Consider the following 26568-nt stretch of genomic DNA (forward strand, 5'->3'; position numbering starts at 1 on the left):
CCAGACCGCGCTCGACCTGGAGATGTTTCGCGTAGAGACTAGGTGATCCAAAAACATTCAACGACGCGGACAGTTCTTCGACATTCCCCGAACAACTGTCCGCCACGCGTATCTTCAACAACCAGCATTTGCAACACTTGCGACACGAACAATACTTGCAGCGCATGCTTGAGCCAGCTCAAGCATGCGCCAAGGCAGGACAATTACCAGACGGCTTTACCGGCGTTATCCTTGATCTGGGCTTTCCAGGACTCTTCCACCAGTTTCACCACCGATGCAGGAATCGCGACATAGTCCAGTTCGGTAGCAGAAGCGCCGCCGTTCTTGTATGCCCATTCAAAGAACTTCAGGACTTCCTTGCCCTTGGCAGCGTCGGCCTGGGTTTTGTGGATCAGGATGAACGACGCACTGGTGATAGGCCAGCTGGTCTTGCCGGCTGCGTCGGTGAAATCCACCGCGAAACCTGGCGTCTTGGCCCAATCGGCGCCGGCTGCGGCAGCCTTGAAAGTCTCGTCGTCCGGTTGCACGAAGCCGCCGTCGCGATTCTTCAGCTGGGTATGCTGCAGCTTGTTTTTCTTGGCATAAGCGTATTCAACATAACCGATCGAACCCTTGATCTTTTGCACGTTGGCGGCGACGCCTTCGTTACCCTTGCCGCCTACGCCGACTGGCCATTTGACCGCGGTGCCGGCGCCAACGCCGGTCTTGAACGCAGGGCTGGTCTTCGACAGGTAGCTGGTGAACACGAACGAAGTGCCGGAGCCGTCAGCGCGATACACCACGGTGATGTCGTCCGCCGGCAGTTTCACGCCTGGATTGATAGCCGTGATTTCAGGCGCATTCCATTTGGTGATCTTGCCCAGGTAGATGTCAGCCAGCACAGGGCCGGTCAGCTTGACTTGGCCAGGAGTAACGCCATCCAGGTTAACGACCGGCACCACGCCGCCCATGATCGCCGGGAACTGCGCCAGGTTGTCAGTATTCAGGTCTTCCACCTTCAGGGGCATGTCGGAAGCGCCGAAATCCACGGTTTTCGCCTTGATCTGCTTGATGCCGCCGCCGGAGCCGATCGATTGATAGTTCAGGCTGTTGCCGGTCGCGGTTTTGTAGGCTTCAGCCCATTTGGAGTAGATCGGATAAGGAAAAGAAGCGCCGGCGCCGGTGATTTCCGCTGCCATGACCGAAGAAACCGCCAGTGTCGAACCCATTGCCAGGATGGCGGCTTTAACGAAGTGATTCAATCGCATTTGTTACTCCCTTGTTGACTATAGATGTGATGTGCCCAAGTCGAGACTGTTGTGAAATCCATCTCCTTGCAAGGAAGCCAATTTCACAACAGCCCCTGAGACAGGGCGAACTCTAACCAAGATTTATGACAGCTTTATGACGAGGTAAAAATGAATGTGAATGTCATGAAATTGTCAGAAAAAACATGAAAAACAGGCGGAAAAGCCTATTACGCCGTAATATTTTCTTCATCCCGGCGCCGGACGGCGCTGCCTCGGAACGCCAAGCCTCCTGCGACGCTTCCTTTTTCTTCATGAAGCTGTCATATTCAATGCATACACTGCGCCGTAACCATCAGACAAGTTGCCTGATTCATGAATAAGAAAACCAAGCCGGACGATGACTCAAAGCACCCCAGCGCCAGATTAGGCGCCAACCCAAGCTATCTGAATCGCGAACTGTCGCAACTGGCCTTCAACCGGCGCGTCATGGCCCAGGCCGAGGACAGGCACGTGCCGCTGCTGGAGCGATTGCGATATTTATGCATAGTAAGCAACAACCTCGACGAATTCTTTGAAGTACGGATCGCCAGCCTGCTGGCAAACAGCCAGGTTGAAGGCGTCAGCGCCGAGTCGCCGGCATTGGCCGCGGCGCTTGAGCGCACCAGCGTAGAGTGCCACCAGATCGTCGACCGCCAGTACGCCCTCCTGAACCAGACCATTTTGCCGCAGCTGTCGGCCAGCCATATCCACCTGCTGCGGCACAGCGACCGCAACGAAGAGCAGCGGGCATGGGTAAAATCCTTCTTCGAGCAGGAAATCCGCCCCCTGCTGACTCCCATCGGGCTGGATCCGGCCCACCCCTTTCCCCAGGTATTAAACAAGAGCCTCAATTTCATTGTCGAAATGGCGGGCAAAGATGCGTTCGGACGCAGCACCTCGATTGCCATCATCAAGGCGCCGCGCGTTTTGCCGCGCGTGATCAAGCTGCCGGACGTGCTGTCGCCCGGCGGCGCCTCGTTTTGCCTGCTGTCGTCCATCATCCATGCCCACATAGGCGATCTTTTCGTCGGCCGCCAGATATTGGCTTATTCGCAATTCCGGGTAACCCGCAACAGCGACCTGTGGGTCGACGAAGAAGAAGTCAAGAACCTGCGCCAGGCGCTGCAGAGCGAGCTGCAGAGCCGCCAGTTCGGGGTTGCGGTGCGGCTCGAGGTGGCGCGCAGCTGTCCGCAACACCTGTCCCAGTTCCTGCTCGACCAGTTCGGCATCGCCGCCAACCGCCTGTACGCCGTCGATGGCCCGGTGAACATGGTGCGCTTGTCGGAAATGATCGACCAGATCAGCGACGCCAGCCTGCGTTTCCCGCCGTTTGCGCCAGGTTTGCCGCTGCACCTGGACAACGGCAACGACATTTTCGAGCAGCTGAAGCAGAAAGACGTGCTGTTGCACCATCCGTTCCAGTCATTCCAGCCGGTGGTCGATTTTGTCCGCTCCGCGGCATTTGACAGCAATGTGGTGGCAATCAAGCAAACCATTTACCGCACCGGCATGAACTCCGACCTGATGGAAGCGCTGATTGTCGCGGCCCAGCGCGGCAAAGAGGTCATGGTGATCGTCGAGCTGATGGCGCGCTTTGACGAGGAAGCCAACATCAACTGGGCCGACAAGCTGGAACGCGCCGGCGCCCAGGTGGTTTACGGCGTGGTCGGCCTCAAGACCCATGCCAAGCTGTCGCTGGTGATCCGGCGCGAAACCGGCAAGGACGGCCACGGCGAACTGCGCTATTACGCCCACCTCGGCACCGGCAACTACCATCCGACCACCACCAAGCTGTACACCGACTTCGGCTTGCTCACGTCGAACCAGAAACTGGCCACCGAAGTCAATGAAGTCTTCCTGCACCTGACCAGCCTGACCAAACCCAAGAAAATGGATTACCTGTGGCTGGCGCCGTTCCTGCTGCAAAAGGAAATCATCCGGGCCATCCACAACGAAGCCGAGATCGCCCGCAAGGGACGGCCGGCGCGCATCGTCGCCAAGATGAATGCGCTGCTGGACGAATCCGTGATCCGCGCCCTCTACGAAGCTTCTGCCGACGGCGTCAAGATCGAACTGATCGTGCGCGGCGCCTGCGCGCTCAGGCCCGGCGTGCCGGGGCTGTCCGAGAATATCCACGTGCGCTCCATCATCGGCCGCTTCCTGGAACATAGCCGCATTTATTATTTCCGCAACAACCTGCAGCACGATGTCTACCTGGCCAGCGCCGACTGGATGAACCGCAACCTGTTCCGGCGCGTCGAAGTGGCCTTCCCGGTGCTCGACAAATCGCTCAAGAGAAGGGTCATCAACGAAGGCCTGGCTCCTTACCTTAAAGACAACACCAATGCCTGGAGCCTCGGGTCCGACGGCAACTGGCACAAGAACAAGCCTCACCGGAGACAGAAACAATACAGTGCGCAACGACATTTGATGCTGGCTTTAGGCGCGCTTTCCCCTACGCATTACACAAACAAGTGAGCAAGGGCACATCATGGAACTGATCCTATGGCGACACGCGGAGGCAGAAATCGGCGAGCCGGACGAGGGCCGCGCCCTCACCGGCAAGGGACACAAGCAAGCCTGGAAGATGGCAGACTGGCTGGACCGCAACCTGCCGCACAGTTGCAAGATCATCAGCAGCCCGGCCACCCGCACGGTGCAGACGGCGGAAGCGCTGGGCCGCAAATTCAAGACCCACCCCGATCTCGCCCCCGACTGCAGCGCCGAGCAGCTGCTGGCGGCAGCCAACTGGCCCAACAGCCGCGAACCGGTGCTGATCATCGGCCACCAGCCGACGCTGGGCCAGGCCGCCGCCTTGCTGGTGGCAGGCCAGATGCAGGATTGGTCGATCAGGAAAGGCAATGTCTGGTGGATTGCCCAGCGCGAGCGTGGCGACATCACCACCAATTTCTTGAAAGCGGTCATGTCGCCGGACCTGATCGCCAAGTAAAAAACAGGCTGAAAACCTCAGTGACGGGAAGCCGTAAGTGGTATATTTGCGACCAAATCGTTTATCCCGTTTTTCTGTCGTTGTTGTTAAACTACAGGATTTCTGCGGCATTTCCTTGCATAAGATAAAATGACAGACAAGTTGCGCTATAAGCAACCATGTTGTAGTGGACCACCCGAGAGGTAATGCATGCTCTACCAATTTCACGAATTCAACCGCTCTTTACTCCATCCTCTTGTGCAATGGGCCGATGCCGGCAGCAGGCTCTTCACCGACCCGATCTCGCCGCTTTCCCACACGCCCTTCGCGCAGCGCATCGCCGCCGGCTACGAATTGATGTACCGCCTCGGCAAGCAGTATGAAAAGCCTGAGTTCGAAATCGACAGCACGCTGGTCAACGACAAGCCCGTCAGGATCATCGAGGAAGTGACCACCACCCGGCCGTTCTGCCGCCTGCTGCATTTCAAGAAGGACCTGGGCAACAAGGAACTGGCCGCCCTCAAGCAGCCGACCATATTGCTGGTCGCCCCCTTGTCAGGCCATCATTCGACCCTGCTGCGCGACACCGTGCGCGGCCTGCTGCCGGAACACGATGTCTATATCACCGACTGGACCGATGCGCGCATGGTGCCGGCCAGCGACGGCCCTTTTCATTTGCACGACTATATATATTACATACAGGATTTCATCCGCCAGCTGGGGCCGGACCTGCATGTGGTATCAGTCTGCCAGCCGACCGTCCCGGTACTTGCCGCAATCTCGCTGATGGCAAGCGCCAAGGACAGCCACTTGCCAAAGAGCATGACCATGATGGGCGGCCCTATCGATCCGCGCAAATCGCCGACCGACGTCAACAACCTGGCCACCGAGAAGCCGTTCAGCTGGTTCGAGAACACCGTGATCTATAGCGTGCCGTCCAATTACCCTGGTTTCGGCCGCAAGGTCTACCCGGGCTTCCTGCAGCATGCCGGTTTCGTCGCGATGAATCCGAGCCGCCATGCCCAGAGCCACTGGGATTTCTACATGCACCTGCGCGAAGGCGACAACGAATCGGCCGACAGCCACCGCAAGTTCTATAACGAGTACAACGCGGTGCTGGACATGCCGGCCGAGTACTACCTGGAAACCATCAAGACCGTGTTCCAGGATTTCGCCCTGCCGCACGGCACCTGGGAAGTCGAAGGCAAGCTGGTGCGGCCGCAGGATATCAAGAGCGTGGCGCTGTTTACCATCGAAGGCGAGCTGGACGACATTTCCGGCCCCGGGCAAACCCAGGCCGCGCACGACCTGTGCAGCTCCATCCCGAAATCGAAGAAACAGCACTACACCGCCGAAAAATGCGGCCACTACGGAATTTTCTCGGGCCGCCGCTGGCGCGAACTGATTTGCCCGAAAATTACCGCATTTATCAAGGACAACGCTTAAGCCGGCCCTGTCCTCTGCCGATCCGGTAAATCCGCTGCAAAAACCGCTCCTTCGCCGGGAGCGGTTTTTTTTATTCGGCGCGGCGCCGGTATAATATGCCCCATGTTGTCATCACCCAGCTCCCTGCCGCCCGTGTCCTCGCCTTCCCTCGCCGACCGTATCGAAGCGCTGCTGCCGCAGACGCAATGCACCAAGTGCGGCTATCCGGCTTGCCGTCCCTACGCCGAAGCCGTCGCCGACGGCAGCGCCGGCTATAACCAGTGTCCGCCGGGCGGCCAGCAAGGCGTGGCCCGGCTGGCGCAATTGCTGCACAAGCCCGTCATCCCGCTCAACCCGGCCAACGGCGCCGAGCGGCCGCGGCCGCTGGCGGTCATTGATGAAGCCGCCTGCATCGGCTGCACGCTCTGTATCCAGGCCTGCCCAGTCGACGCCATCGCCGGCGCCGCCAAGCAGATGCACACGGTCATCAACGACCTGTGCACCGGCTGCGACCTGTGCGTGGCCCCATGCCCGGTCGATTGCATCGCCATGGTCGAAGCGAGCGGCCCGGCTACCGGCTGGGATGCGTGGACCCGGCAGCAAGCCGACGGCGCCCGCGCCCGCCACGATTTCCATCTGTTCAGGGTAGCGCGCGAGAAGCGGGAAAACGATGAGCGCCTGGCTGCCAAGGCCGCGGAAAAGCTCAAGGCGGTCGCCGCCGAATCCGCCGCAACGCCGGAGCAGCAAGCCGAACAGCAACGTAAGAAAGCCATCATCCAGGCCGCCATTGAACGTGCCCGGCTGAAGAAAGAACAACAAGCCGAACAGGTTGCCAAGGACTCGCAATGAATGCCGAAAAACGCCGGGAAATATTCACCCGCCTGCGCGCCGCCCTGCCGCACCCGACCACTGAACTGGAATACACCACGCCGTTTGAATTGCTGATCTCGGTGATCCTGTCGGCGCAGGCCACCGATGTCTCGGTCAACAAGGCGACCCGCAAGCTGTATCCGGTCGCCAATACGCCGGCGCAAATCTACGCACTCGGCGTCGACGGCCTGATTCCATACATCCAGACCATCGGCTTGTACCGCACCAAGGCCAAGAACGTGATCGAAACCTGCCGCATGCTGGTGGCCCTGCACGACAGCCAGGTGCCGCGCACCCGCCAACAGCTGGAGGCGTTGCCCGGGGTCGGCCGCAAGACCGCCAACGTGGTGCTCAATACCGCTTTCGGGGTGCCGACGATTGCCGTCGACACCCATATCTTCCGGGTCTCCAACCGCACCGGCATCGCGCCGGGCAAGGATGTGGATGCGGTCGAACACAAGCTGATGAAACTGGTGCCCGCCGAGTTCCTGCTGGACGCCCATCATTGGCTGATCCTGCATGGACGCTACACCTGCATTGCCCGCAAACCGCTATGCTGGAACTGCAGCATTGCCGACCTGTGCGATTTCAAGGCGAAAACGCCGTTGCCGGAAAAAGGGATATAAAGCCATGCAGCATTCTCATCCGCATACCGAACACCACTTCCAAGCCAGCGACACCGTGCGCGACATCGTCATCGGCATGGCCGACGGCCTGACGGTGCCGTTTGCGCTGGCTGCCGGCATCAGCGGCGCCGCTGTCGGCATCGATATCGTGGTCACCGCGGGCGTCGCCGAAATTGCCGCCGGTTCGATCGCCATGGGCCTGGGCGGTTACCTGGCGGGGCGTACCCAGCGCCAGCATTACTATGCCGAGCGCGAGCGTGAAGAACAGGAAATCCTGAACGTGCCGCATCGCGAGCGCAAGGAAGTGATCGACATCATGGCCCAGTATGGCGTGACCAAACAGGAATGCGAACCGATGCTGGCCGGGCTGGAACGCAACCCGGTCGCCTGGCGCGATTTCATGATGCGCTTTGAACTCGGCCTGGAAGAACCGCGGCCGGCCGCAGCCAGGAAGAGCGCCGTCACCATCGCCGTGTCCTACCTGGTCGGCGGCCTGATCCCGCTCGCGCCCTACATGCTGATGACATCCATCCCGCGCGCGCTCGCCGCCTCTACCGCGGTGACGCTGCTGGCGCTGTTTGTCTTCGGCTACCTGAAAGGCAGCGTCACCGGCACCGGCGCCGTCAAATCGGCATTGCAAACCCTGATGGTTGGCGGCCTGGCCGCGGCCGTCGCCTTCGGCATCGCCAGACTGATCAGTTAACCACCATGTTCAATCCATCCCAAGACGACGTGCGGCGCTTTTTTTGCGAAACCTACCGCAAGCACCGCGCCAATGAAATCCTGACGCCGCTGGAGGCCATCGCCAGCGACTGGCTGAAACAGCATCCCGAGTATGACGACGACCTGAAGGATGTCGACGCCGCGCTAGGCGCCGATTACTCGGTCGAGAACGGCCAGACCAATCCCTTCCTGCACCTGTCCATGCACTTGTCTATCGCCGAGCAGATCTCGATCGACCAGCCGCCAGGCATACGCGCCGCCGCCACGGCTTTGACGCAGCGCCTGCAATCGGAACACGAAGCCCATCATCACATCATGGAATGCCTGGGCGAGATGATCTGGAATTCGCAGCGCAGCGGCTTGCCGCCGGATGGCGCTGCCTATATCGACTGCGTCAGGAAACGCGTTTAACGCGGTTCGATCCTGCAAAAAAACGCCTGGATGTGATCCAGGCGCAAACCCAAGGAGATTTGGGCAGGGAACCGAGGTTTGGCGAATTCAATGCGGGACGGCGGTCCCTTCGGCGCTTTTGCCGTCTTCGCCTTCGTCGCGGCGATGGAACAGCTGGTACAGGATCGGCAGCACCAGCAAGGTCAGGATGGTCGACGACAGGATTCCTCCGATCACCACCGTTGCCAGCGGCCGCTGCACCTCCGCCCCGGTGCCGGTAGCAATCGCCATCGGCACAAAACCCAGGGACGCCACCAGCGCCGTCATCAGCACCGGCCGCAAGCGGGTCAGCGCGCCTTCGCGGATCGCCGTCTCCAGGCTGCGGCCTTCTTCCCGCAGGCCGCGGATGAAAGCAATCATCACCAGGCCGTTCAGCACCGCCACCCCGCACAGCGCGATAAACCCGACCGCCGCCGAAATCGACAGGGGAATCCCGCGCAGCCACAAGGCGACAATGCCGCCGGTCAGGGCAAACGGAATGCCGCTGAATACCAGCAAGCCATCCTTGATGTTGCCGAACATGGCGAACAGCAGCGTGAATACCAGCAGCAAGGCGACCGGAATCACGATCTGCAGGCGCTGGCTGGCCGACTGCAGCTGCTCGAACTGGCCGCCCCAGCTGGTCCAGTAACCGGACGGGATCTTGACTTGCTGCTGCAGCTTGCCTTCGGCCTCGGCCACGAACGAGCCGATGTCGCGGCCGCGCACATTGGCGCTCACCACGATCCGCCGCTTGCCGTTTTCCCGGCTGATCTGGTTCGGCCCGGGAGCCAGCTCCAGGCTGGCCACTTCGCCCAGCGGGATATAGTTGGTGCGGCCTTCTCCGCCGGCGCTGCGCGGCAGGGATATCGGCAGGCGCCTGAAGGCTTCCAGGTCACTGCGCAGCTCCTCCGGCAAACGCACCACGATATCGAAACGGCGGTCGCCCTGGAACAAGGTGCCGGCTTCCTTGCCGCCGATGGCGGTGGCCACCACATCCTGCACTTCAGCCACGTTCAAGCCATAGCGGGCGGTCTTGTCGCGGTCGATATTCACCGTCAGCATAGGCAACCCCGACGTCTGTTCGATCTTCACTTCCGCAGCGCCGGTGATCTTGCCCAGCACGCTAGAAACCTTGTCGGCGGTGTCGTTCAGGACCGCCATGTCGTCGCCGAATATCTTGACGGCGACATCGCTGCGCACGCCGGAAATCAGTTCGTTGAAACGCAGCTGTATCGGTTGCGAAAACTCGTAGTTATTGCCGGGAATCTTGCCGGCGGCTTCCTGGATCGCCGCCAGCAGTTCGGGCCGCGTTTTCTTCGGCTTGGGCCAGTCGGCTTCCGGCTTGAGCATGATGTAGCCATCCGATATGTTTGGCGGCATCGGATCGGAAGCGATTTCCGCGGTTCCGGTACGGGCGAATACGCGCTCTATCTCGGGAAACTGCCGCTTCAACGCGCTCTCGATCTGCTTTTGCATTTCCAGCGATTGCGTCAGGCTGGTGCCAGGGATGCGCAGCGCCTGGATCGCCATGTCGCCCTCATTCAGGCTAGGCACGAACTCGCTGCCAAGGCGGGTCGCCAGCAAGCCGGACAACAGCAGCACCGCCAGCGCGCCGCCCAGCACCATGGCTTTGCGCTGCATCACCCATTCCAGCACCGGCGCATAAAATCGCTTGGCGCCGCGCATCAGGAAATTTTCGCTTTCCGCCACGCGCTTGCCGATGAACAGCGCCACCGCCGCCGGGATAAAGGTAATCGACAGTATCATCGCGCCGACCAGGGCGATCACCACCGTCAAGGCCATGGGATTGAACATTTTCCCTTCGACGCCGGTCAGCGCAAAGATCGGCAGGTAAACCACCATGATGATGACCTGGCCGAACAGCAAGGGACGGCGCGCTTCCCTGGAAGCGGCGAACACCTCATGGAAGCGCTCGCTACGGGTCAGCGGCCGGCCATGGTGGGCTTGCGCATGGGCCAGGCGCCGCACGCAGTTTTCGACAATGACCACCGCGCCATCGATGATGATGCCGAAATCGAGTGCGCCCAGGCTGAGCAGGTTGGCGCTCACCTTGTACTGGACCATGCCGGTAAAGGTAAACAGCATAGACAGCGGGATCACCATCGCGGTAATGATCGCGGCGCGCATGTTCCCGAGGAACATGAACAGGATGGCGATCACCAGGATCGCGCCTTCCAGCAGGTTCTTCTTGACCGTATTGATCGCCTTGTCGACCAGCACCGTGCGGTCGTAGACCGTGACCGCCTCGACCCCGGCCGGCAGGCTGCGGTTGATTTCCACCATCTTGCGGTCGACCGCCTGCGAGACGGCGCGGCTGTTTTCCCCGATCAGCATGAATACCGTGCCCAGCACCACCTCGCGGCCGTTTTCGGTGGCGGCGCCGGTGCGCAATTCGCGGCCGATGACTACCTCGCCGACATCGCGGATACGGATCGGCACTCCCTGCACATTGCCGAGGATGATGTTACGCATGTCCTCCATCGACTGCACCTGGCCTGGCGCCCGGATCAACAGCTGTTCGCCGCGCTTTTCAATATAGCCGGCGCCGACGTTGCTGTTGTTGCGCTCCAGCGCGGTGACGATGTCCTGCAGCGTCAGGCCGTAGGACGCCAGCTTCTCCGGCACCGGCGCCACCTGGTATTCCTTGGCGAAGCCGCCGATCGAATTGATCTCGGTGACGCCGCTGACATTGCGCAGCTGCGGCTTGATGATCCAGTCCTGGATTTCCCGCAGGTCGGTAGCGGTGTAGGCGCTGCCGTCCGCTTTTTTTGCGCCGTCCCTGGCTTCCACCGTCCACAGGTAAATTTCGCCGAGGCCGCTTGAAATCGGCCCCATCGCCGGCGTCACGCCGGCCGGCAGCTTGCCCTTCGCCTCCTGGATCCGCTCATTGACCATCTGGCGCGCAAAATAGATATCGGTGCCATCCTTGAAAATCACGGTCACTTGCGACAGGCCGTAGCGCGACAGCGAACGCGTCTGCTGCAGGTGCGGCAAGCCCGACATCACCGTTTCTATCGGGAAGGTCACGCGCTGTTCGGTTTCCAGCGGCGAATAGCCGGGCGCAGCGGTATTGATCTGCACCTGGACGTTGGTAATGTCCGGCACCGCGTCGATCGGCAGCTTCTGGTAGTTGTAGATGCCGAGCGCTGCCATCGCAAACACGGCCAGCATGATCAGCCAGCGCTGCTCGATCGAGAAACGTATGATGCGTTCAAACATGGGATCGGATCCTTTGCTTCATCAATGTGCGTGCTCGGCGCTGCTCTTGCCGAGTTCCGATTTGAGGACGAAACTGCCTTCGGCCGCATAGCGCGCGCCCGCCTTCAGTCCCTTGACGATCTCCACGTGCCGGCTGTCAGCGCGGCCGGCGGTCACCGGCTGCACCATGAAACCGTCGGCGATGCGGACAAACACCACCTGCTTGTCGTCGACGCTTTGTATCGCTTGCGGCTGCACCGCCACCGCCACTTCAACATCGCTGGAAACCACTTCGACATTGACGAACAGTCCCGGCCGCCAGGCCATGTCAGGATTGGCCAGGGTGACGCGCGCCTTGGCGGTGCGGGTCTGTTCGCCCAGCAGCGCGCCGACATAGGAAATGCTGCCGCTCGCCGTCGACTCAAAGGCGGTGGCGCTGATCCTGGCCTTTTCGCCCAGCCGCACCAGGTTCAGGTCCTTGGCCGGCACGATGATCTCGGCCCACACGGTGGACAAGTCGGAGATCGTGAAAATGCTGGCGTCTGCCGCCACCGCCTCGCCCAGCGCGATGTGTTTCTCGGTCACCAGGCCATTGAACGGCGCTCGGATCTCATAGCGGTTCAAGGCGCCTGGACTGCCGGCCCCTGTGCCCAGCACATCAAGTTTCTGGCGCGCGTTCTGCAAGGCGATTTCAGCCTCGTTCATGACTTGCCGCGCTTGCTGGTAATCCTGCTCGGCGGAGATCTTTTCTTCCCACAGCTTTTTTTCACGTTCATAGGTAGTGCGCGCAAACGTGAAGCGTTTCTGCGCCGCCAGCAATTCGCTGCGCTGTTCCGCCAGGCCGGCGCTGGCCACCACCGCTAGCAGCTGTCCTTTCTTGACCTGTTGCCCGAGGCTCACCGCCACCTGCTCTACCACCCCCGCCAGGCGCGGCACCACATGGGCCGTCTTGTCTTCATTGAAGCGGATCTCTCCCGGCAAGGTGATCGAAGTCTTGACCTTGGCGGCGCCGGCGCTCTCCAGCTTGACGCCGGAAGCTGCAACCTGGGCCTGGTCCAGCTCGACCTTGCCTTCTTCCTGGGAAAACCTGACTTGCATCGCCTGCTTGCCGTATTGCAGCTGCAGCCTGGCGTCAAACACATGCGGTTCGGCTATCGGCACGATGCTCCTGAGGAAATCCTTTTCCGGCGTGAAGCCGATTTCCTGGACTTCGCCATCCGGCCTGGTCAATACCAGCTCCAGCTTGGCCGCATCCGGCGCCAACGGCTTGCCGTCATTGAACAGCCAGACCTGGAGCCGCGCTTCGCCCGCTGCCTCGATCATGTTTACCTCCAGCGCCAGCTTGTCCTCGGCATACAATTTCCCGCCATGCGGGCCTGCGCTTGCAGCCGCGCCTGCCGGATGGTGTTCGCCGTCCGCATGCTGGCTGTCGTGATCGTGTTTCTCGGATGCCTTTTCTCCATGGTGTTCGGTATCGGCGTGCGCGACAGCTTCCCTGTGCGAGCCGTCGCCCGGCTTATCGCCGCCGTTGCTGCCCCCACCCAGGTATATGCCCGCGACTGCCAGCACAATAATCGCCGTGACGCCGGCCGCGATAACTTTGCTTTTGCTCAGATTGATGTTCATATTGGCTGCTTCATAAGCTGATTGATAGGCTGATTGATAGGCTGATTGATTTGCCGACTACAAAGGGTCGGTTGACGGAAAGGTTCCCAGCACACGCTCGATTTCGGTGGCGGCGCGATGGATATCCGCAAGTGCGCGCAGGGCCTGCGACTTGGCCTGGAACAGCACGCGCTGCGCGTCCAGCACTTCCAGGAAACTGAATTTTCCGAGTTCAAAACCCTTGGTGGTGATGTCATAGGTGTTCTGTGCGGCCGGCAGGATTTCGTCCTGCAGCGCCGCCACTTGCTGCCGCCCCAGCTTCAGCCGTTCATAGGCGTCCGCCAGTTCGCCATTGAGGCGCAGTTCAGCGCTTTTCTGTTCGTCGCGGGCCTTGTCGGTGCGGCGCAAGGCTTCCAGCAGGTTGCCTTGGTTGCGGTCAAACACAGGAATCGGAATCGACAAGCCGACAATCATTTGATTGCGCCCGATCTCCTCGGCCCGCTTGCTGCCGATGCTGACGGTAACGTCGGGAATCCGGCGGCGGCGCTCCAGCTCTGCCATGGCCTGGCGGCGCTCCACTTCCAGCCGTGCCCTGGCAAAAGCGGGCGAATCGCGCAGGCGCGCCTGCAATGTTTCGATGGCAGGAAGTGCCGGCAGATTGTTGATGTCGCCGTCGACGGCGGCAAAAGCGGGGCTGCTGTCGCCCCAGGTAGCGGCCAGTCGCCGGCGCGCGATATTCAAGGCGCTGCCGGCCTGCTGCAGTTCGACCTGGACGCCGGCTTCGGCAACCCGCGCCTTGGTCTCTTCGATCGGCGCTACCTTGCCGGCGCTCACCCGCTTCGCGGTGAGGACGGTGGCTCGTTGCGCCAGCTGCAGGGAGCTTTGCAGCAGCTGCAGGTTCTCCTGCGCTTCCAGCACGGCAAAGTAGGCAGCGACTACCGCCGCCTGTATGTCGGCGCGTTTGGCCAGCAGGTCCGCCTTGGCGGCATCCCGGCCTTTCTCCGCGGCGGCGATCCGCGCACCGCGTTTGCCGCCCAGCTCCAGCGTCTGGTTCAGCTGTATGGTGGTGGTCCGGGTCGCCTTGCGCGTGTCTTCCAGCAAGGTCGACAGTTCCGGATTGGGCCTGGCGCCGGCTTGCAGCACGGAAGCATCTACTGCGGCGACTTCCAGCACCGCCGCCGCCAGTTCCGGATTGCTCTTGAATGCCTGCGCCAGCGCCTGTTCCAGCGTCAGCCGGCTGCCGGCATCGCTGCTCTTGAGCGGCGGCAGCCTGTAATCGATGACCGGCGGTGCGGCCGCCGGTTTTGCTTCCTGCGCCAAAGACGGCTGGCAAGCCAATACCGCCAGACCGAGCGGCAAGAAAAGCTTATACATACCCTACTCCCCAAAAACAGCTGTGCCGGACTGCAAGGCAAACGGGGCGCCAGGCCCGCGCCATGAAATCCGCGGCATGACTCAATTGCCGGCGTAGGCCGGATCGACCTTCTGGTGGGATTCATCTGCCACCGGTTCCGACGGCGCCGCCATGCCGTCTTTGCTGCCGCCCTCCGGCGCTTTCGGATAATGGGCATCCGCCACCGACATCTGGCCGGCGGCGTGCGCCTGCTCCAGTTCGCGCACAACTTCCGCGCGGGTCTTGCCCGCGGCTGGCGCCGCAGGCTGGGCCATCAGACCGCCGGCTGCAGCCAGCAAAACAACTGCAACGGACATTTTTTTGATATTCATCTGCTTCTCCATTTCATCTGGAAACACTCCAACGGCCAGCCGGCGATATCGACGCGGCCACTGCGTCGGAGCGATGGGTAATTACGGTTTAGATTGACGCCCAGGTTCAGGCGCCGGAATAAATCGACTTTTTCGGGCCGTCTTGCTTGTGGTCATGCGCGCCGGACTTGTTCTTGCCGGCAGCCGCCTTGCCCGCTTCCTTTGCGGTTTCGGTGTTGGCCGGGGCCGCCGGCTTGTCTGCAGCAGGCGCTTGCGCCAATGCGGCGCCGCTAGCAGCCATCAAAGTCAGTACGGCGAATAATTGTTTAGCGTTCATTTCAATCTCCAGAAAATTAAGAAAGAGTTCAACGACACAGTCCCGGCTTGCAGAGATGCATGGAACCGTTTGCCGTGACCGCATCGTTGAAGCCAAGTGTAGGAAGGAGACGGAAACCGGAAGGTGACGGCTGGATTACGCTTTTGTAATCCACCGCTGCCGGGTTCTGTAAGATAATCGGCGGTAGGCGGCAACCGGCAGCAACAACACACGCAAGCGGAAGGGCTACATATATGCGCATCCTGTTGGTGGAAGACGAACCCAAGGCAGGCGAATACCTGCGCAAAGGATTGAGCGAATCCGGCTATGTGGTCGACTGGGTGCGCACCGGCGCCGATGGCCTGCACTGCGCCACCACGGAAGACTACGACCTGATCGTGCTCGACGTCATGCTGCCCGGCATGGACGGCTGGCTGGTGATCAGCGAGCTGCGCAAGACCCATTCGACGCCGGTGCTGTTCCTGACCGCGCGCGACGAAGTCGAGGATCGCATCAAGGGCCTGGAACTGGGCGCGGACGACTACCTGGTGAAGCCTTTCGCATTTGCCGAACTGGTGGCAAGGATCCGCACCCTGTTGCGGCGCGGTCCGATTCGCGAATCGGACCTGCTGCACATCGCCGACATGGAAATCGACGTGATGAAACGGCGCGTCACGCGCAACGGCGAACGGATAGACCTGACCACCAAGGAATTTTCCCTGCTGCACCTGATGGCCAAGCGCCAGTCCGAAGTATTGTCGCGTTCGCTGATTGCGTCGCAGGTGTGGGACATGAATTTCGACAGCGACACCAACGTCGTCGATGTCGCCATCCGGCGCCTGCGCATCAAGATCGACGAGCCCTATGCGCCGCCGCTGATCCACACCGTGCGCGGCATGGGCTACGTGCTGGAGGACCGGACTTGAAGCTGTGGGCCCCGCGCTCGCTGACGGTACGCCTGGCGCTGTTGTTTGCGCTGGCGACCCTGCTCACGTTCACCCTGGTCGGCAGCTACCTGTATTTTTCGCTGGCGCGCCAGCTGGAACACCACGACGACCAGGAGCTGATGGGAAAAATCACGCTGATGCGGCACCTGGCTGCCAAGGCCAGGTCGGTCCAGGCGATTCGCGACGATCCGCATTCCTTCATGGACGCCACGCTCGGCCACGATGACCTGCTGTTGATATTGCGCAGCGCCGACGGCACGCCGCTGCTGGACACGCGACCCGAGGCCGGCAGCTTGCCGCCGCTGCCGATGACGGCAGTCGGCCAGGCGCCGGATGCAAAATCCAGGCAGAACCTGCGCACCTCGGCCGGTTTGCCGGTACGGGCCACGGCGCTCTGGGCCAGCATCGACAGCACCGGGGAAAAAATGCAGATCATCGTCGCCCATAACACCAGCGACAGCATCGAGATGCTGGCCAGCTATCGCAAGCAGATACTCGGCGCGGCCCTGTCGGGCGCAATCCTGGCGGCGCTGCTGGGTTATGCGCTGGTACGGCGCGGCTTGCGCCCGGCCCGCCTGATCGCGCAGCAGGCGCACTCCATCACCGCGCAACGCCTGGACCGCGGCCTGGACGTAGCCAGTGCGCCGTATGAATTGCAGCAGCTGGTGGTGGCGTTCAACGGCATGCTGGACCGCCTGCACGACAGCTTCCAGCGCCTGTCGCAGTTTTCCGCCGACCTCGCGCACGACTTGCGCACGCCGATCAATAACCTGATGGTGCAAACCCAGGTCGCGCTGGCGCAGGCGCGTTTGCCGGAAGAATACCAGGGGCTGCTGGTGTCCAACGTGGAAGAGTATGAACGGCTGGCGCGCATGCTCGACAACATGCTGTTCCTGGCGCGCGCCGACCATGCGCATGTCGCGCTGGCCTTCGAGCAGCTCGACTGCCGCCTGGAACTGCAACGCATCGCTGACTATTTTGAAGGAGTGGCGGAGGACAGCGGCGTACGCCTGAGCATAACCGCGTCCGGCCAGGTACGGGCCGACCCCATGCTGCTGCGGCGCGCGATCAGCAACCTGGTCGCGAATGCGATCCGCTATACCGAAGCAGGCCAGACGATCCTGCTGCAAGCCGGGCAAGTGGAACAGGCAACCGTGATCACGGTCAGCAATCCCGGCCCGCAGATCGCGGATTCGGCCATCCCGAGACTGTTTGACCGTTTCTACCGGGCCGATCCGGCGCGCAGCGACTCGGCCTCTTCGGCCGGCCTCGGGCTGGCTATCGTGCAGTCAATCATGAAACTGCATGGCGGCCGGGTTGACCTGAACCGCGGGGCGGACCACACCACCGTGTTCACACTGCTTTTCCCGGACGGCAAATGAAAAAAAACCACGCAACGATGATTGCGTGGTTTTTTGTCCGCAGGCGGATCAGCTTTATTTGCGCAGCACCAAAGTGGTCGGCAAGCTGTGCAGGTAAGCAGCGATATCTTGCACTTCCTGGTGCGACAGGGCCTTGGCCTGGCCGCCCATGATCGCATTGCTGCGGCCGTTCGGGCCGTCGCTGCCGCGCTGGTAGGCGATCAGGGCATGCTGCAGGTAATCCTGCGGCTGGCCTGCCAGCTTCGGATAGCTGGGATCGATCGGGGTATGGAAATCGGCGCCGTGGCAGGATGCACAGGCATATTTTTTGGTAGCGGCTTCACCCGCCGCGATGTTACCGGCGGCATGGGCTTGCATGAATCCGGTGGAAAGCAGGAACGCCACGCCAGCAAAAATCTTTTTCATTATGTGGGTCCCTTATTTTTGCTGCGAGTAATAAGCTGCGATGTCCGCCATGTCCTGCTCGGACAGGCTGGCCGCGATGCCGCGCATGGTTGGCATCTTGCGTTCGCCTTTTTTGTAGGCTGCCAGCGCATTCTCGATATATTTTGCCGACTGGCCGCCAAGCATGGGCACTTGATAGACTTCCGGGAAGGTAGCTTTATAGCCGGGAATACCATGGCAGCCGATACACATCGATACCTTGTTTTCAGCTGCCTTAGCGTTGCCTACCACGTCCGCGGCTGCGGCCAGGTTGGCAAGACTCGCGAGCGCGAGAAGTGCAATTAGTTTTTTCATATTAGCTGGGTAATTTGTAGCGAAACCGGTTTAAGGAACCATGGAAAACCTGTTGCGGGTCCAGGCTGCGTGTCTCCCGCCGTCCCTGCACCGCTTATTACAGCTCATTTCAGTTTTCCTGGTGCCTTTTACTGCGAACTTGCCGCGAATATTGCCTCAAATACTGCAGGAAATACAGCACGGGCCATAGATATAGTCTCTATGCCTTGCTGCATATACTGCGGCATTTATTGCCAAGGTAGCCCTGCCCGACGCTGACTGCCGTCGCCACCCTACGCCAAAACCGGCTAATTTTACCCCAAGAAACAAGCACAGTCCACGCCCGCCAATGCCAAAATCGCAGCATTTGCGAGGCCGGGACAATCATTTTTCACCGCCTTGGCAGGCTTTTGCCGGCGCTATCGCTGCCGGCCGGGGACGGCGGCCGCCTCATCCATGGCGGCTGCCGGGCTGGCGTTGCCGCAGAGGCGACGCCTCCGACGGCGACACAGGCCCGGCGGGATTGCTGTCGACGATGTCAGCCGTGGCTGCATCAACCAGCGCTCCTGCGCCGGCTGGAGCCGCCGGCCGTTCGGGAAACAGGAAGGAACGCGGCGAGGCGCTGAACCGGCGCAATACCGCCCGGAACACCAGCCGCCGGATGCGCGCCGGCACGTCGCGCGCGCGCAAGGCCAATGTCAGCGCGCAGGCAAACGAGACGCCCACATTCAACACGCCGATGCTGGCGATGCCGGCAACCGCCAGCCAGAATTGCGGCGCCGCTAAAACTTCCCAGCCCAGGCTGCTGGCGGCTGCGGTCAGCGTGCCGGTGGCCAGCGTCACATGGCGCACGTCCAGCGGCAAGCCGAAGAACTGGGCCAGCACCGGCGTCATCCCCAGCAGCAGGCCAAGCGAAACGTTGCCGGCAATCTGCGCCACGTTGCGGTCCAGCCAGGCGGCCCAGCGCTCGGCCCGCATCGCCCCCAGCACGAATACCAGGCGCCGCTGATGGGTCAGCGCTTCGCGCAGGCGGCGCAGCGCAAACCAGTTGTCGGCAAAACCCGAGGCCAGGCTCGACAGCCACAGCAAGATCCCGGTGAAAGCGGCAAACAAGGGAGTCGGTCCGATCACCGACAGGCTGTGCAAGCTGGCGCTGGCGTGCTCGGCCGTCATCATCGGCGCGTCGGTAGCCAGCAGGATGGCGCCGGAGATCAGCAGCATCACCGGCACCACGCCCATCAGGTTGCCGAACACCGCGGCAGCTTGCGAACGCAAGAGCAAGGCGATTTCGCTCAGCAGCGCGCGCAAGCCCTCTACCGTATCCAGCTGCCCCATCTTGGAGGCCAGCACCGGCGCCGTGACTGCCGGCTGCTTGGTCGCCAGCACACCGCCGACGGCGGAAATCGCCATGAAGCTGACGGCATAATTCAGGGATGCAAACAGCCCCTCGAAGAAGCGCGCCGCGCCGACCGCCGACACCAGGGATTTGCCCAGCACGGTAAACGCCGTGATGACGCCGCCGCGCCCGGCCGCCTTCAGCATGGCCCGGTATTCCTTGCTGTCGCGGGCGATGTAGTGCTCACCGTGGTCGGCGTTGCGCTCGACCATCTTGCGCGCCAACAGAGAGAAGCTGCGCTGTATCAGCCCGCGCACCGAAGAGCGCTGGTGATGGGCGGCGATCAGGTCTCCCAGCAGGGCCTGGACCTGCCCTGCTCCCGGCTCGGTGTCCTGGCCGAAAATCGCGGAGCGCAGGTCGGTCAGCAGCGCCATCCGTGTCAGCTGGGCGCGCATGCGTTCGACCCGGTAGACCAGGCTGACCGACACGCCGTGCTCGTCCAGGTGGGCGTAGATCCTGTCGGTCTGCGCCTGGCAGACCGCAATCAGCATGCGCACGCTGCGCAAGGCGGCTTCATCCCGCGGGCTGACATACAGGTAGGTTTCCAGCTCGCGCCGCAACACCATGAACGGGGTTGCCTGCAAAGGCATCTTCGGGTCCAGCTTCTGGCGGAAGGCTTTGCTGATGCCGTCGGCCAGCACGGTCGCCGCCAGGTAGATCAGGGCCTCGTCGATCTGCTGCTGGTAACTGTGGGCGATGCCGTCGTCGGCGATCAGTTTCCAGATCTGCGCCACGCTTTGCCTGTCCAGCGCCAGCAGCCAGTCGGCATCTTCCGGGGTTGGAAACAAGGCGGTAAACAAAGCGGACAGATCGGCCTCGAACGGCGGTTTCGGCAGCACCAGCTTCACCGCGTGTTCGGTCAGTTCGCTGAAGAACGCCGGTTCATGCGGCAAGCCTGTGGCGCAAAACAGTTCGGGCCCGGCTGCCTCGCGCAAGGTTTTCTGCAGCGTGGCTTGCACCACCCGCCGCACGTCGCGGTTGCTGTCCAGCCATTCCAGCAGGAAATGCAGGCGCTGCTGCTTGGCCCGCAGCCTGGCGTCGTCGTCGAGCATGGAGACTTTGGGGACGTGGCGCAGCCACTGGACGATATCGATGATCCAGTTGGCGCGTTCTTGCCAGGAATAAAACGGATTGGCGCGGCGCATCAAGGCGTCGGCTTGGGTGGCGTAGTGCCGGCTATCAGCCTCCAGGTGCCGCTCGCCGTGTCGAAACCGGCGCCACATCACCCGCAGGCGGAGAAACAGAATTTTCATTGGCTATTCTTATAACAGTGAGGAAATGCTTGCCTTGTAAGGACAATGCGTTTTTGAGCGCGGGCCAGCCAATCGGCCATCTCGTTTATACTCGGCTTTGTTTACTTCCTTGATGCTTCCTCATCACTAACGACATGCGACCCGAGACACGTTTTGAAAGTTCCCCCAGCTACGTCGCCACCGACGACTTGAAACTGGCAGTCAATGCAGCCCTGACGCTGCAGAGGCCGCTGCTGATCAAGGGCGAGCCAGGCACCGGCAAAACCATGCTGGCGGAGGAAGTGGCCGCCGCCCTCGACATGCCCTTGCTGCAATGGCATATCAAGTCGACCACAAAAGCCCAGCAAGGTTTGTACGAATACGACGCCGTATCGCGCCTGCGCGATTCGCAGCTGGGAGACGCCAGGGTCAAGGACATCCACAACTACATTGTCAAAGGTGTCCTGTGGCAAGCGTTTAACGCGGATGAACAGGTAGTATTGCTGATCGATGAGATCGACAAAGCCGACATTGAGTTCCCCAACGACTTGCTGCGCGAGCTGGACCGCATGGAATTTTACGTTTATGAAACACGTGAAATGGTGCGCGCCAGGCATCGGCCGCTGGTCATCATCACCTCGAACAATGAAAAGGAATTGCCGGACGCCTTCCTGCGCCGCTGTTTCTTCCATTACATCAAGTTTCCGGACAAGGCGACCATGCAGGACATCGTCAATGTGCACTTCCCCAACCTGAAGAAAGACCTGCTGGCGCAAGCGCTGGAGACTTTCTACCAGGTGCGCGACGTCGCCGGCCTGAAAAAGAAACCCTCGACCTCGGAACTGCTGGACTGGCTCAAGCTGCTGCTGGCCGAAGACATCCCGCCGGAAGCCCTGCACAGCAGCGATGCCAAGGCGGTAGTGCCGCCGCTGCACGGCGCCCTGCTGAAAAACGAGCAAGATGTGCATCTGTTTGAACGCCTGGTGTTCATGGCCAGGAAAAACCGGTAAATCCCGTGCTGATCGATTTTTTCTTCACCTTGAAAGACGCCAGGATCCCGGTGTCGATCAAGGAATTCCTGCTCCTGCTGGAAGCGCTGCAGCGCAAGGTCATTTCGCCTACGCTGGATAATTTTTATTACCTGGCGCGCACCACGCTGGTCAAGGACGAAGCCCACTTCGACAAGTTCGACCAGGCTTTCGGCCGCTATTTCAAGGGCATCCAGACCGTCTTCGAGAAAAATGCCGAAATCCCGCTGGAATGGCTGATCCAGCGCATGAAACGCGAATTGTCGCCGGAACAGCAGGCGCAGCTGGAGAAATTCGACTACGACAAGCTGATGGACCGCCTGCAGGAATTGCTGGAGGAACAGAAAGAACGGCACGAAGGCGGCAACAAGTGGATAGGCACCGGCGGCACTTCGCCGTTCGGCCACGGCGGCAGCAATCCGGAAGGCATCCGCATCGGCGGCAGCGGCGGCAACCGCACCGCGGTCAAGGTTTGGGATGCGCGCGCTTACCGCGACTATGACGACGAACGCGAACTGGGCACGCGCAATATCAAGGTCGCCCTGCGCCGGCTGCGCAAGTTCGCGCGTGAAGGGATTGCCGAAGAACTGGCGCTGGACGACACCATACGCGCCACCGCCAACAATGCCGGCTACCTCGACATCAAGATGCGGCCGGAGCGCAAGAACAACATCAAGGTGCTGATGCTGCTCGATGTCGGCGGCACCATGGACGACCACATCGCCCGCACCGAAGAACTGTTCTCCGCCGCCAAGACCGAGTTCAAGAACATGGAGTTCTTCTACTTTCACAACTGCGTCTACGACTATGTATGGAAAAACAACCAGCGGCGCCATGCGGAACGCTTCCCGACCTGGGAGATCCTGCGCAAATACACGCCGGACACCAAGCTGATCTTCGTCGGCGACGCCACCATGAGCCCCTATGAAATCCTGCAGCCGGGCGGCTCGGTGGAATACAACAATGAAGAGGCCGGCGCCGAATGGCTGCAGCGCTTCACCAAGGCTTTCCCGAAGTTCATCTGGCTCAATCCTGAACCCGAGGGCCTGTGGCAATACCGGCAGTCGGTGGAAGTGATACGGCAGTTGATGAGCAACCGCATGTTTCCGGTGACCATGGACGGCCTGGAACGCGGCATGCGCCTGCTAAGCAAGTAGCACGGACTCTAGCAGCCTGTCGGACTCAGGATGATCGGCTGCAAAAATAGCCGAGCGGTCCATATTTCACCAGCTTCTTGGTCAATAGCTTGGCTATTGACACTGCGAATCCGGCAAAATCTGTCCTCGCCCAGCTATTTTTTCGCTTCGATCCCCTAAGTCCGGCAGGCTGCTAGCGCCGCAGCGACAGGAATTTTCCGAGCGCCAGCAATATCTGCGGCTGGCCCAGGTGCCGGTCCAGGAAACCGTCGCACTCCACTTGCCGCGCCCGCACGTGGTCGTAGGTAAAACCCTGGTCGATCAGGAAAATCACCGCCACCCTGGTGTCGCGATACTGTTGCTTGATGGTGATGCACACTTCATAGGGATCGAACCGTCCCAGCTGCGGATTGATCAGCACCACCGAGATATTCTGGCGCTGGTAAACCTCGGCCGCAGCCTCCGGGGTGCCGGCCCATTCCACCGGCACCACATGGTGCGCCATGGTAATTGCCAGGTCGTCGCGAAACGTCGACTGGTCATCGATCACCAGGATGCGGTCGCTCTGCGGCGGCTTGCTGCGCATGCGTTCGTATTCGAGCGGATCGGTCAGGTCCAGGTCCAGGCGCTCGCGCCGGCGGCGTTCGGCAACATTGCCGGCCAGCGCCACGTCGGCCGGGTTCTGCTTGGCCAGCATGATCTGGCGTCGTTCCATCAAGGTATCCAGGGCTTCGAACAGCTTCAGCCAGCGAATCGGCCGTTCGACCGCGGCAAACGGCAATTCCACGTGGGGAGCGCCGACCAGCAATACCGGCCGCAGGTTGTTCGGCTCCATGTCGGCCAGGGTAGCCAGGGCTTTCAGGTCGTCGGCGTTCACCAGGTACAGGTCCGGCTCCTGCAGGCTGTCGGCAGGCAAACGGCAATACTGTTTCTGGCGGTTTTGCTCGACTGAAAAAGTGGCGTCGAAAATATTGATTTCCCGGGCGGAAAACCCGATGAAACGGATGGCGAATGATGCATCATGATTTTTCATTTTTATATATCCCTGCTGCGCGAACGCTGGCGAGGCCATCATAACAGCGGCCCTGTTCAACTTACACCCTGATTGACACACTGTGCAAAACAACAACATTCGATTGCCGGCTGTCAACAAAATCGCATCTGCATCGCGGCCGCCTCCCGCGGATATTTGATTTCCCGCAGTTTCCGCGCGGTTTTCGCGCAGTTTCCAGTATGTTGCTTGCGCAAGCGAACGGCTTTTTCATTAGAATGCGCAGGGATAATAACGAGTAATCTCCGCTCCCATTGGAAATTAGTTGCAAATTAACAATAATTTACATTTACCCTACACCACTGAATGGCAACCAAAAAATCACCGCAATCTGACTATAGCGAATCATCGATCCGTGTACTGAAAGGCCTGGAGCCGGTCAAGCAACGCCCTGGCATGTACACCCGCACCGAAAATCCGCTGCACATCATTCAGGAAGTGATTGACAACGCCTCGGACGAAGCGCTCGGCGGTTTCTGCAAGAATATCCTGGTCACCCTGAACACCGACGGCAGCGTCAGTGTCGAGGACGACGGCCGCGGCATCCCGGTCGGCATGCACCCGGAAGAAAAAGTCCCGACGGTAGAAATCGTCTTCACCCGCCTGCACGCCGGCGGCAAATTCGACAAAGGCAGTGGCGGCGCCTATTCCTTCTCCGGCGGCTTGCACGGCGTCGGCGTATCGGTCACCAACGCCCTCTCCTCGCGGCTGGAAATCACGGTATGGCGCGAAGGCGGCGTGCACCACATGGTGTTTGCCGACGGCGACGTGATCGAAAAACTCAAGTCGCGTCCGATCGGCCGCGAAGACAATAAAAAGACCGGCACCCGCGTCACCGCCTGGCCGAATCCGAAATACTTCGACTCGCCGGCCATCTCGCAGCCGGAGCTGCAGCGCCTGCTGCGTTCCAAGGCGGTGCTGCTGCCCGGCGTCAAGGTCACGCTGCTCAACGCCAAGACCGGCGATAGCCAGACCTGGCAATACGACCAAGGCTTGCGCGGCTACCTGATGGAATCGCTGGCGCAGTCGTCGAACGCCGAGCCGCTGATCCCGCTGTTCGAAGGCGAGCAATACGCCAATGCCGACGCCGAAGGATTTGCCGAAGGCGAAGGCGCGGCCTGGGTCGTGGCCTGGACCGAAGACGGCGCCATCGTGCGCGAATCGTATGTGAACCTGATTCCGACCTCGGCCGGCGGCACCCATGAATCCGGCCTGCGCGAAGGCCTGTTCGGCGCCGTCAAGAGTTTCGTCGAAATGCATTCACTGCTGCCCAAGGGCGTCAAGCTGTTGCCGGAAGACGTGTTTGCACGCGTCTCCTTCGTCTTGTCGGCCAAGGTGCTGGATCCGCAGTTCCAGGGCCAGATCAAGGAACGCCTGAATTCGCGCGATGCGGTGCGGCTGGTTTCGACCTATACCCGGCCGGCGCTGGAACTGTGGCTGAACCAGCACGTCGAGTACGGCAAGAAACTGGCCGACCTGGTGATCAAGCAAGCCCAGAACCGCTTGCGATCGGCGCAAAAAGTCGAAAAGAAAAAATCTTCCGGGGTAGCCGTCCTGCCGGGCAAACTGACCGACTGCGAGTCCACCGATATCAGCCGCAATGAATTGTTCCTGGTCGAGGGCGATTCCGCCGGCGGTTCCGCCAAGATGGGCCGCGACAAGGAATTCCAGGCCATCCTGCCGCTGCGCGGCAAGGTGCTGAACTCCTGGGAAACCGAGCGCGACCGCCTGTTCGCCAACAATGAAATCCACGACATTGCGGTCGCCATCGGCGTCGATCCGCACAGCAAGACAGACACCATCGATTTCAGCGGCCTGCGTTACGGCAAGATCTGCATCCTGTCCGATGCCGACGTCGACGGTTCGCACATCCAGGTCCTGCTGCTGACGCTGTTTTTCCGCCACTTCCCGCAGCTGATCGATCGCGGCAACATCTGCATCGCGCGGCCGCCGCTGTACCGGGTCGACGCTCCGGCGCGCGGCAAGAAGCCGGCGCAGAAAATCTACGCGCTGGACGACGGCGAGCTGGAAGCCATCGAAGACAAGCTGCGCAAGGATGGCGTCAAAGACAGCGCCTGGGCTATCTCGCGCTTCAAAGGCCTGGGTGAAATGAACGCCGAACAGCTGTGGGAAACCACGATGAACCCGGATACCCGCAGGCTGCTGCCGGTTTCGCTCGGCAACTTCGACATCGAAGCGTCGGAAAACCGCTTCAACATGCTGATGGGCAAGGGCGAAGCGGCGGCGCGCCGGGCTTGGATCGAAGAACACGGCAATGAAGCAGAGGCCGACATCTGAATCCGGCGCCATGGCGCATGGCGATATGACAACGTTTTCACCATCGGCCATGCATGGCGGCGAAACGTATTATCATGGGCAGAGTTTCCAGGCTCCTGCCGCCTTGGTCCGGCTTGCCGGACGGCCGCCAGGCAGCCGACCTTCCCCGTTGTCCGCCGCAACAATAGCGCAGCCGCCCTGCTGCCCAGGGCTTTACCGCAGCTCATCGCCGAGCTTGCAAAGGATAGTGTTTTTAATGAAATGCCGTAACAGACCAAGCTTGGC

At 60.9% G+C, this 26568-nt stretch carries 23 protein-coding genes; 12 read left to right on the forward strand and 11 right to left on the reverse strand.

The features are described 5' to 3' along the window. Positions 1–203: 203 nt before the first annotated feature. Both pstS and BM062_RS26115 read right to left on the reverse strand, forming a co-directional pair. Entirely contained in the window at positions 204–1247 is a 1044-nt protein-coding gene (gene pstS / locus BM062_RS05180; RefSeq protein ID WP_092394168.1) for a phosphate ABC transporter substrate-binding protein PstS, read from the reverse strand. 163 nt (positions 1248–1410) lie between these two features. After that, positions 1411–1542, reverse strand: a complete 132-nt coding sequence (locus tag BM062_RS26115) for a hypothetical protein (protein ID WP_256381565.1) — start codon at positions 1540–1542, stop codon at positions 1411–1413. A gap of 59 nt (positions 1543–1601) precedes the next feature. On the opposite strand from BM062_RS26115, the gene ppk1 reads away from it, so the two are divergent. The 7 genes from ppk1 (at position 1602) to BM062_RS05215 (ending at position 8252) form a co-directional block, all read left to right on the forward strand. After that, entirely contained in the window at positions 1602–3746 is a 2145-nt protein-coding gene (ppk1, locus tag BM062_RS05185; RefSeq protein WP_092394171.1) for a polyphosphate kinase 1, read from the forward strand. Positions 3747–3759: 13 nt separating this feature from the next. Next, complete coding sequence (locus BM062_RS05190; RefSeq protein ID WP_092394174.1) at positions 3760–4218, forward strand: SixA phosphatase family protein; 459 nt, start codon at positions 3760–3762, stop codon at positions 4216–4218. Positions 4219–4407: 189 nt separating this feature from the next. Continuing rightward, positions 4408–5643 (forward strand): polyhydroxyalkanoate depolymerase, encoded by a 1236-nt coding sequence (locus BM062_RS05195; protein ID WP_092394177.1) that lies wholly within the window; start codon positions 4408–4410, stop codon positions 5641–5643. Between the two features lie 102 nt (positions 5644–5745). Beyond that, positions 5746–6471 (forward strand): electron transport complex subunit RsxB, encoded by a 726-nt coding sequence (gene rsxB / locus BM062_RS05200; protein WP_092394180.1) that lies wholly within the window; start codon positions 5746–5748, stop codon positions 6469–6471. Further along, positions 6468–7118, forward strand: a complete 651-nt coding sequence (gene nth / locus BM062_RS05205) for an endonuclease III (RefSeq protein ID WP_092394183.1) — start codon at positions 6468–6470, stop codon at positions 7116–7118. The genes rsxB and nth overlap by 4 nt, the downstream gene beginning before the upstream one ends. Positions 7119–7122: 4 nt before the next feature. Continuing rightward, the gene (locus BM062_RS05210; RefSeq protein ID WP_092394186.1) at positions 7123–7821 is read left to right on the forward strand and encodes a VIT1/CCC1 transporter family protein; all 699 of its coding nucleotides are present in this window, start codon (positions 7123–7125) and stop codon (positions 7819–7821) included. A gap of 5 nt (positions 7822–7826) precedes the next feature. Further along, positions 7827–8252 carry a DUF1841 family protein gene (locus tag BM062_RS05215; RefSeq protein WP_092394189.1) on the forward strand — a complete coding sequence of 142 codons (426 nt, stop codon included), beginning with the start codon at positions 7827–7829 and terminating at the stop codon, positions 8250–8252. An 87-nt stretch (positions 8253–8339) separates the two neighbouring features. Here BM062_RS05215 and BM062_RS05220 read toward each other — a convergent pair whose 3' ends face one another. The 5 genes from BM062_RS05220 to BM062_RS05240 form a co-directional block, all read right to left on the reverse strand. Then, on the reverse strand, positions 8340–11513 hold the full coding sequence (locus BM062_RS05220; protein WP_092394192.1) for a CusA/CzcA family heavy metal efflux RND transporter: 3174 nt from the start codon (positions 11511–11513) through the stop codon (positions 8340–8342). Positions 11514–11534: 21 nt separating this feature from the next. Further along, the gene (locus BM062_RS05225; protein ID WP_092394195.1) at positions 11535–13118 is read right to left on the reverse strand and encodes an efflux RND transporter periplasmic adaptor subunit; all 1584 of its coding nucleotides are present in this window, start codon (positions 13116–13118) and stop codon (positions 11535–11537) included. Positions 13119–13175: 57 nt separating this feature from the next. Beyond that, a complete protein-coding gene (locus BM062_RS05230; protein WP_092394198.1) occupies positions 13176–14471 on the reverse strand; it encodes a TolC family protein in 1296 nt (431 codons plus the stop codon). Between the two features lie 81 nt (positions 14472–14552). Then, on the reverse strand, positions 14553–14822 hold the full coding sequence (locus tag BM062_RS05235; RefSeq protein ID WP_175500893.1) for a DUF4148 domain-containing protein: 270 nt from the start codon (positions 14820–14822) through the stop codon (positions 14553–14555). A 106-nt stretch (positions 14823–14928) separates the two neighbouring features. Further along, the gene (locus BM062_RS05240; RefSeq protein WP_092394204.1) at positions 14929–15138 is read right to left on the reverse strand and encodes a hypothetical protein; all 210 of its coding nucleotides are present in this window, start codon (positions 15136–15138) and stop codon (positions 14929–14931) included. Positions 15139–15371: 233 nt separating this feature from the next. On the opposite strand from BM062_RS05240, the gene BM062_RS05245 reads away from it, so the two are divergent. Further along, the gene (locus BM062_RS05245) at positions 15372–16043 is read left to right on the forward strand and encodes a heavy metal response regulator transcription factor (RefSeq protein ID WP_092394207.1); all 672 of its coding nucleotides are present in this window, start codon (positions 15372–15374) and stop codon (positions 16041–16043) included. Beyond that, complete coding sequence (locus BM062_RS05250; RefSeq protein WP_092394210.1) at positions 16040–17446, forward strand: heavy metal sensor histidine kinase; 1407 nt, start codon at positions 16040–16042, stop codon at positions 17444–17446. The genes BM062_RS05245 and BM062_RS05250 overlap by 4 nt, the downstream gene beginning before the upstream one ends. A 54-nt stretch (positions 17447–17500) precedes the next feature. On the opposite strand, the gene BM062_RS05255 is transcribed toward BM062_RS05250, so the two are convergent. From BM062_RS05255 to BM062_RS05265, 3 genes are all read right to left on the reverse strand, one after another. Next, on the reverse strand, positions 17501–17851 hold the full coding sequence (locus BM062_RS05255; protein WP_092394213.1) for a c-type cytochrome: 351 nt from the start codon (positions 17849–17851) through the stop codon (positions 17501–17503). A gap of 12 nt (positions 17852–17863) precedes the next feature. After that, a complete protein-coding gene (locus tag BM062_RS05260) occupies positions 17864–18184 on the reverse strand; it encodes a c-type cytochrome (protein WP_092394216.1) in 321 nt (106 codons plus the stop codon). A 429-nt stretch (positions 18185–18613) separates the two neighbouring features. Beyond that, entirely contained in the window at positions 18614–20812 is a 2199-nt protein-coding gene (locus BM062_RS05265) for a site-specific recombinase (RefSeq protein WP_092394219.1), read from the reverse strand. Between the two features lie 134 nt (positions 20813–20946). On the opposite strand from BM062_RS05265, the gene BM062_RS05270 reads away from it, so the two are divergent. Next, entirely contained in the window at positions 20947–21801 is an 855-nt protein-coding gene (locus BM062_RS05270; protein WP_092394222.1) for an AAA family ATPase, read from the forward strand. 5 nt (positions 21802–21806) lie between these two features. Beyond that, positions 21807–22976 (forward strand): vWA domain-containing protein, encoded by a 1170-nt coding sequence (locus BM062_RS05275; protein ID WP_092394225.1) that lies wholly within the window; start codon positions 21807–21809, stop codon positions 22974–22976. 172 nt (positions 22977–23148) lie between these two features. Here the strand turns inward: BM062_RS05275 and BM062_RS05280 are convergent, their stop codons facing one another. Then, on the reverse strand, positions 23149–23988 hold the full coding sequence (locus tag BM062_RS05280; RefSeq protein WP_175500894.1) for a response regulator: 840 nt from the start codon (positions 23986–23988) through the stop codon (positions 23149–23151). A gap of 324 nt (positions 23989–24312) precedes the next feature. On the opposite strand from BM062_RS05280, the gene BM062_RS05285 reads away from it, so the two are divergent. Beyond that, positions 24313–26304: a DNA topoisomerase IV subunit B gene (locus BM062_RS05285; protein WP_092394231.1), complete on the forward strand. Its 1992-nt coding sequence runs from the start codon at positions 24313–24315 to the stop codon at positions 26302–26304. Positions 26305–26568: the final 264 nt, after the last annotated feature.

This window comes from Collimonas sp. OK412 (assembly GCF_900112135.1).
Taxonomy (GTDB): Bacteria; Pseudomonadota; Gammaproteobacteria; order Burkholderiales; family Burkholderiaceae_D; genus Collimonas; species Collimonas rhizosphaerae.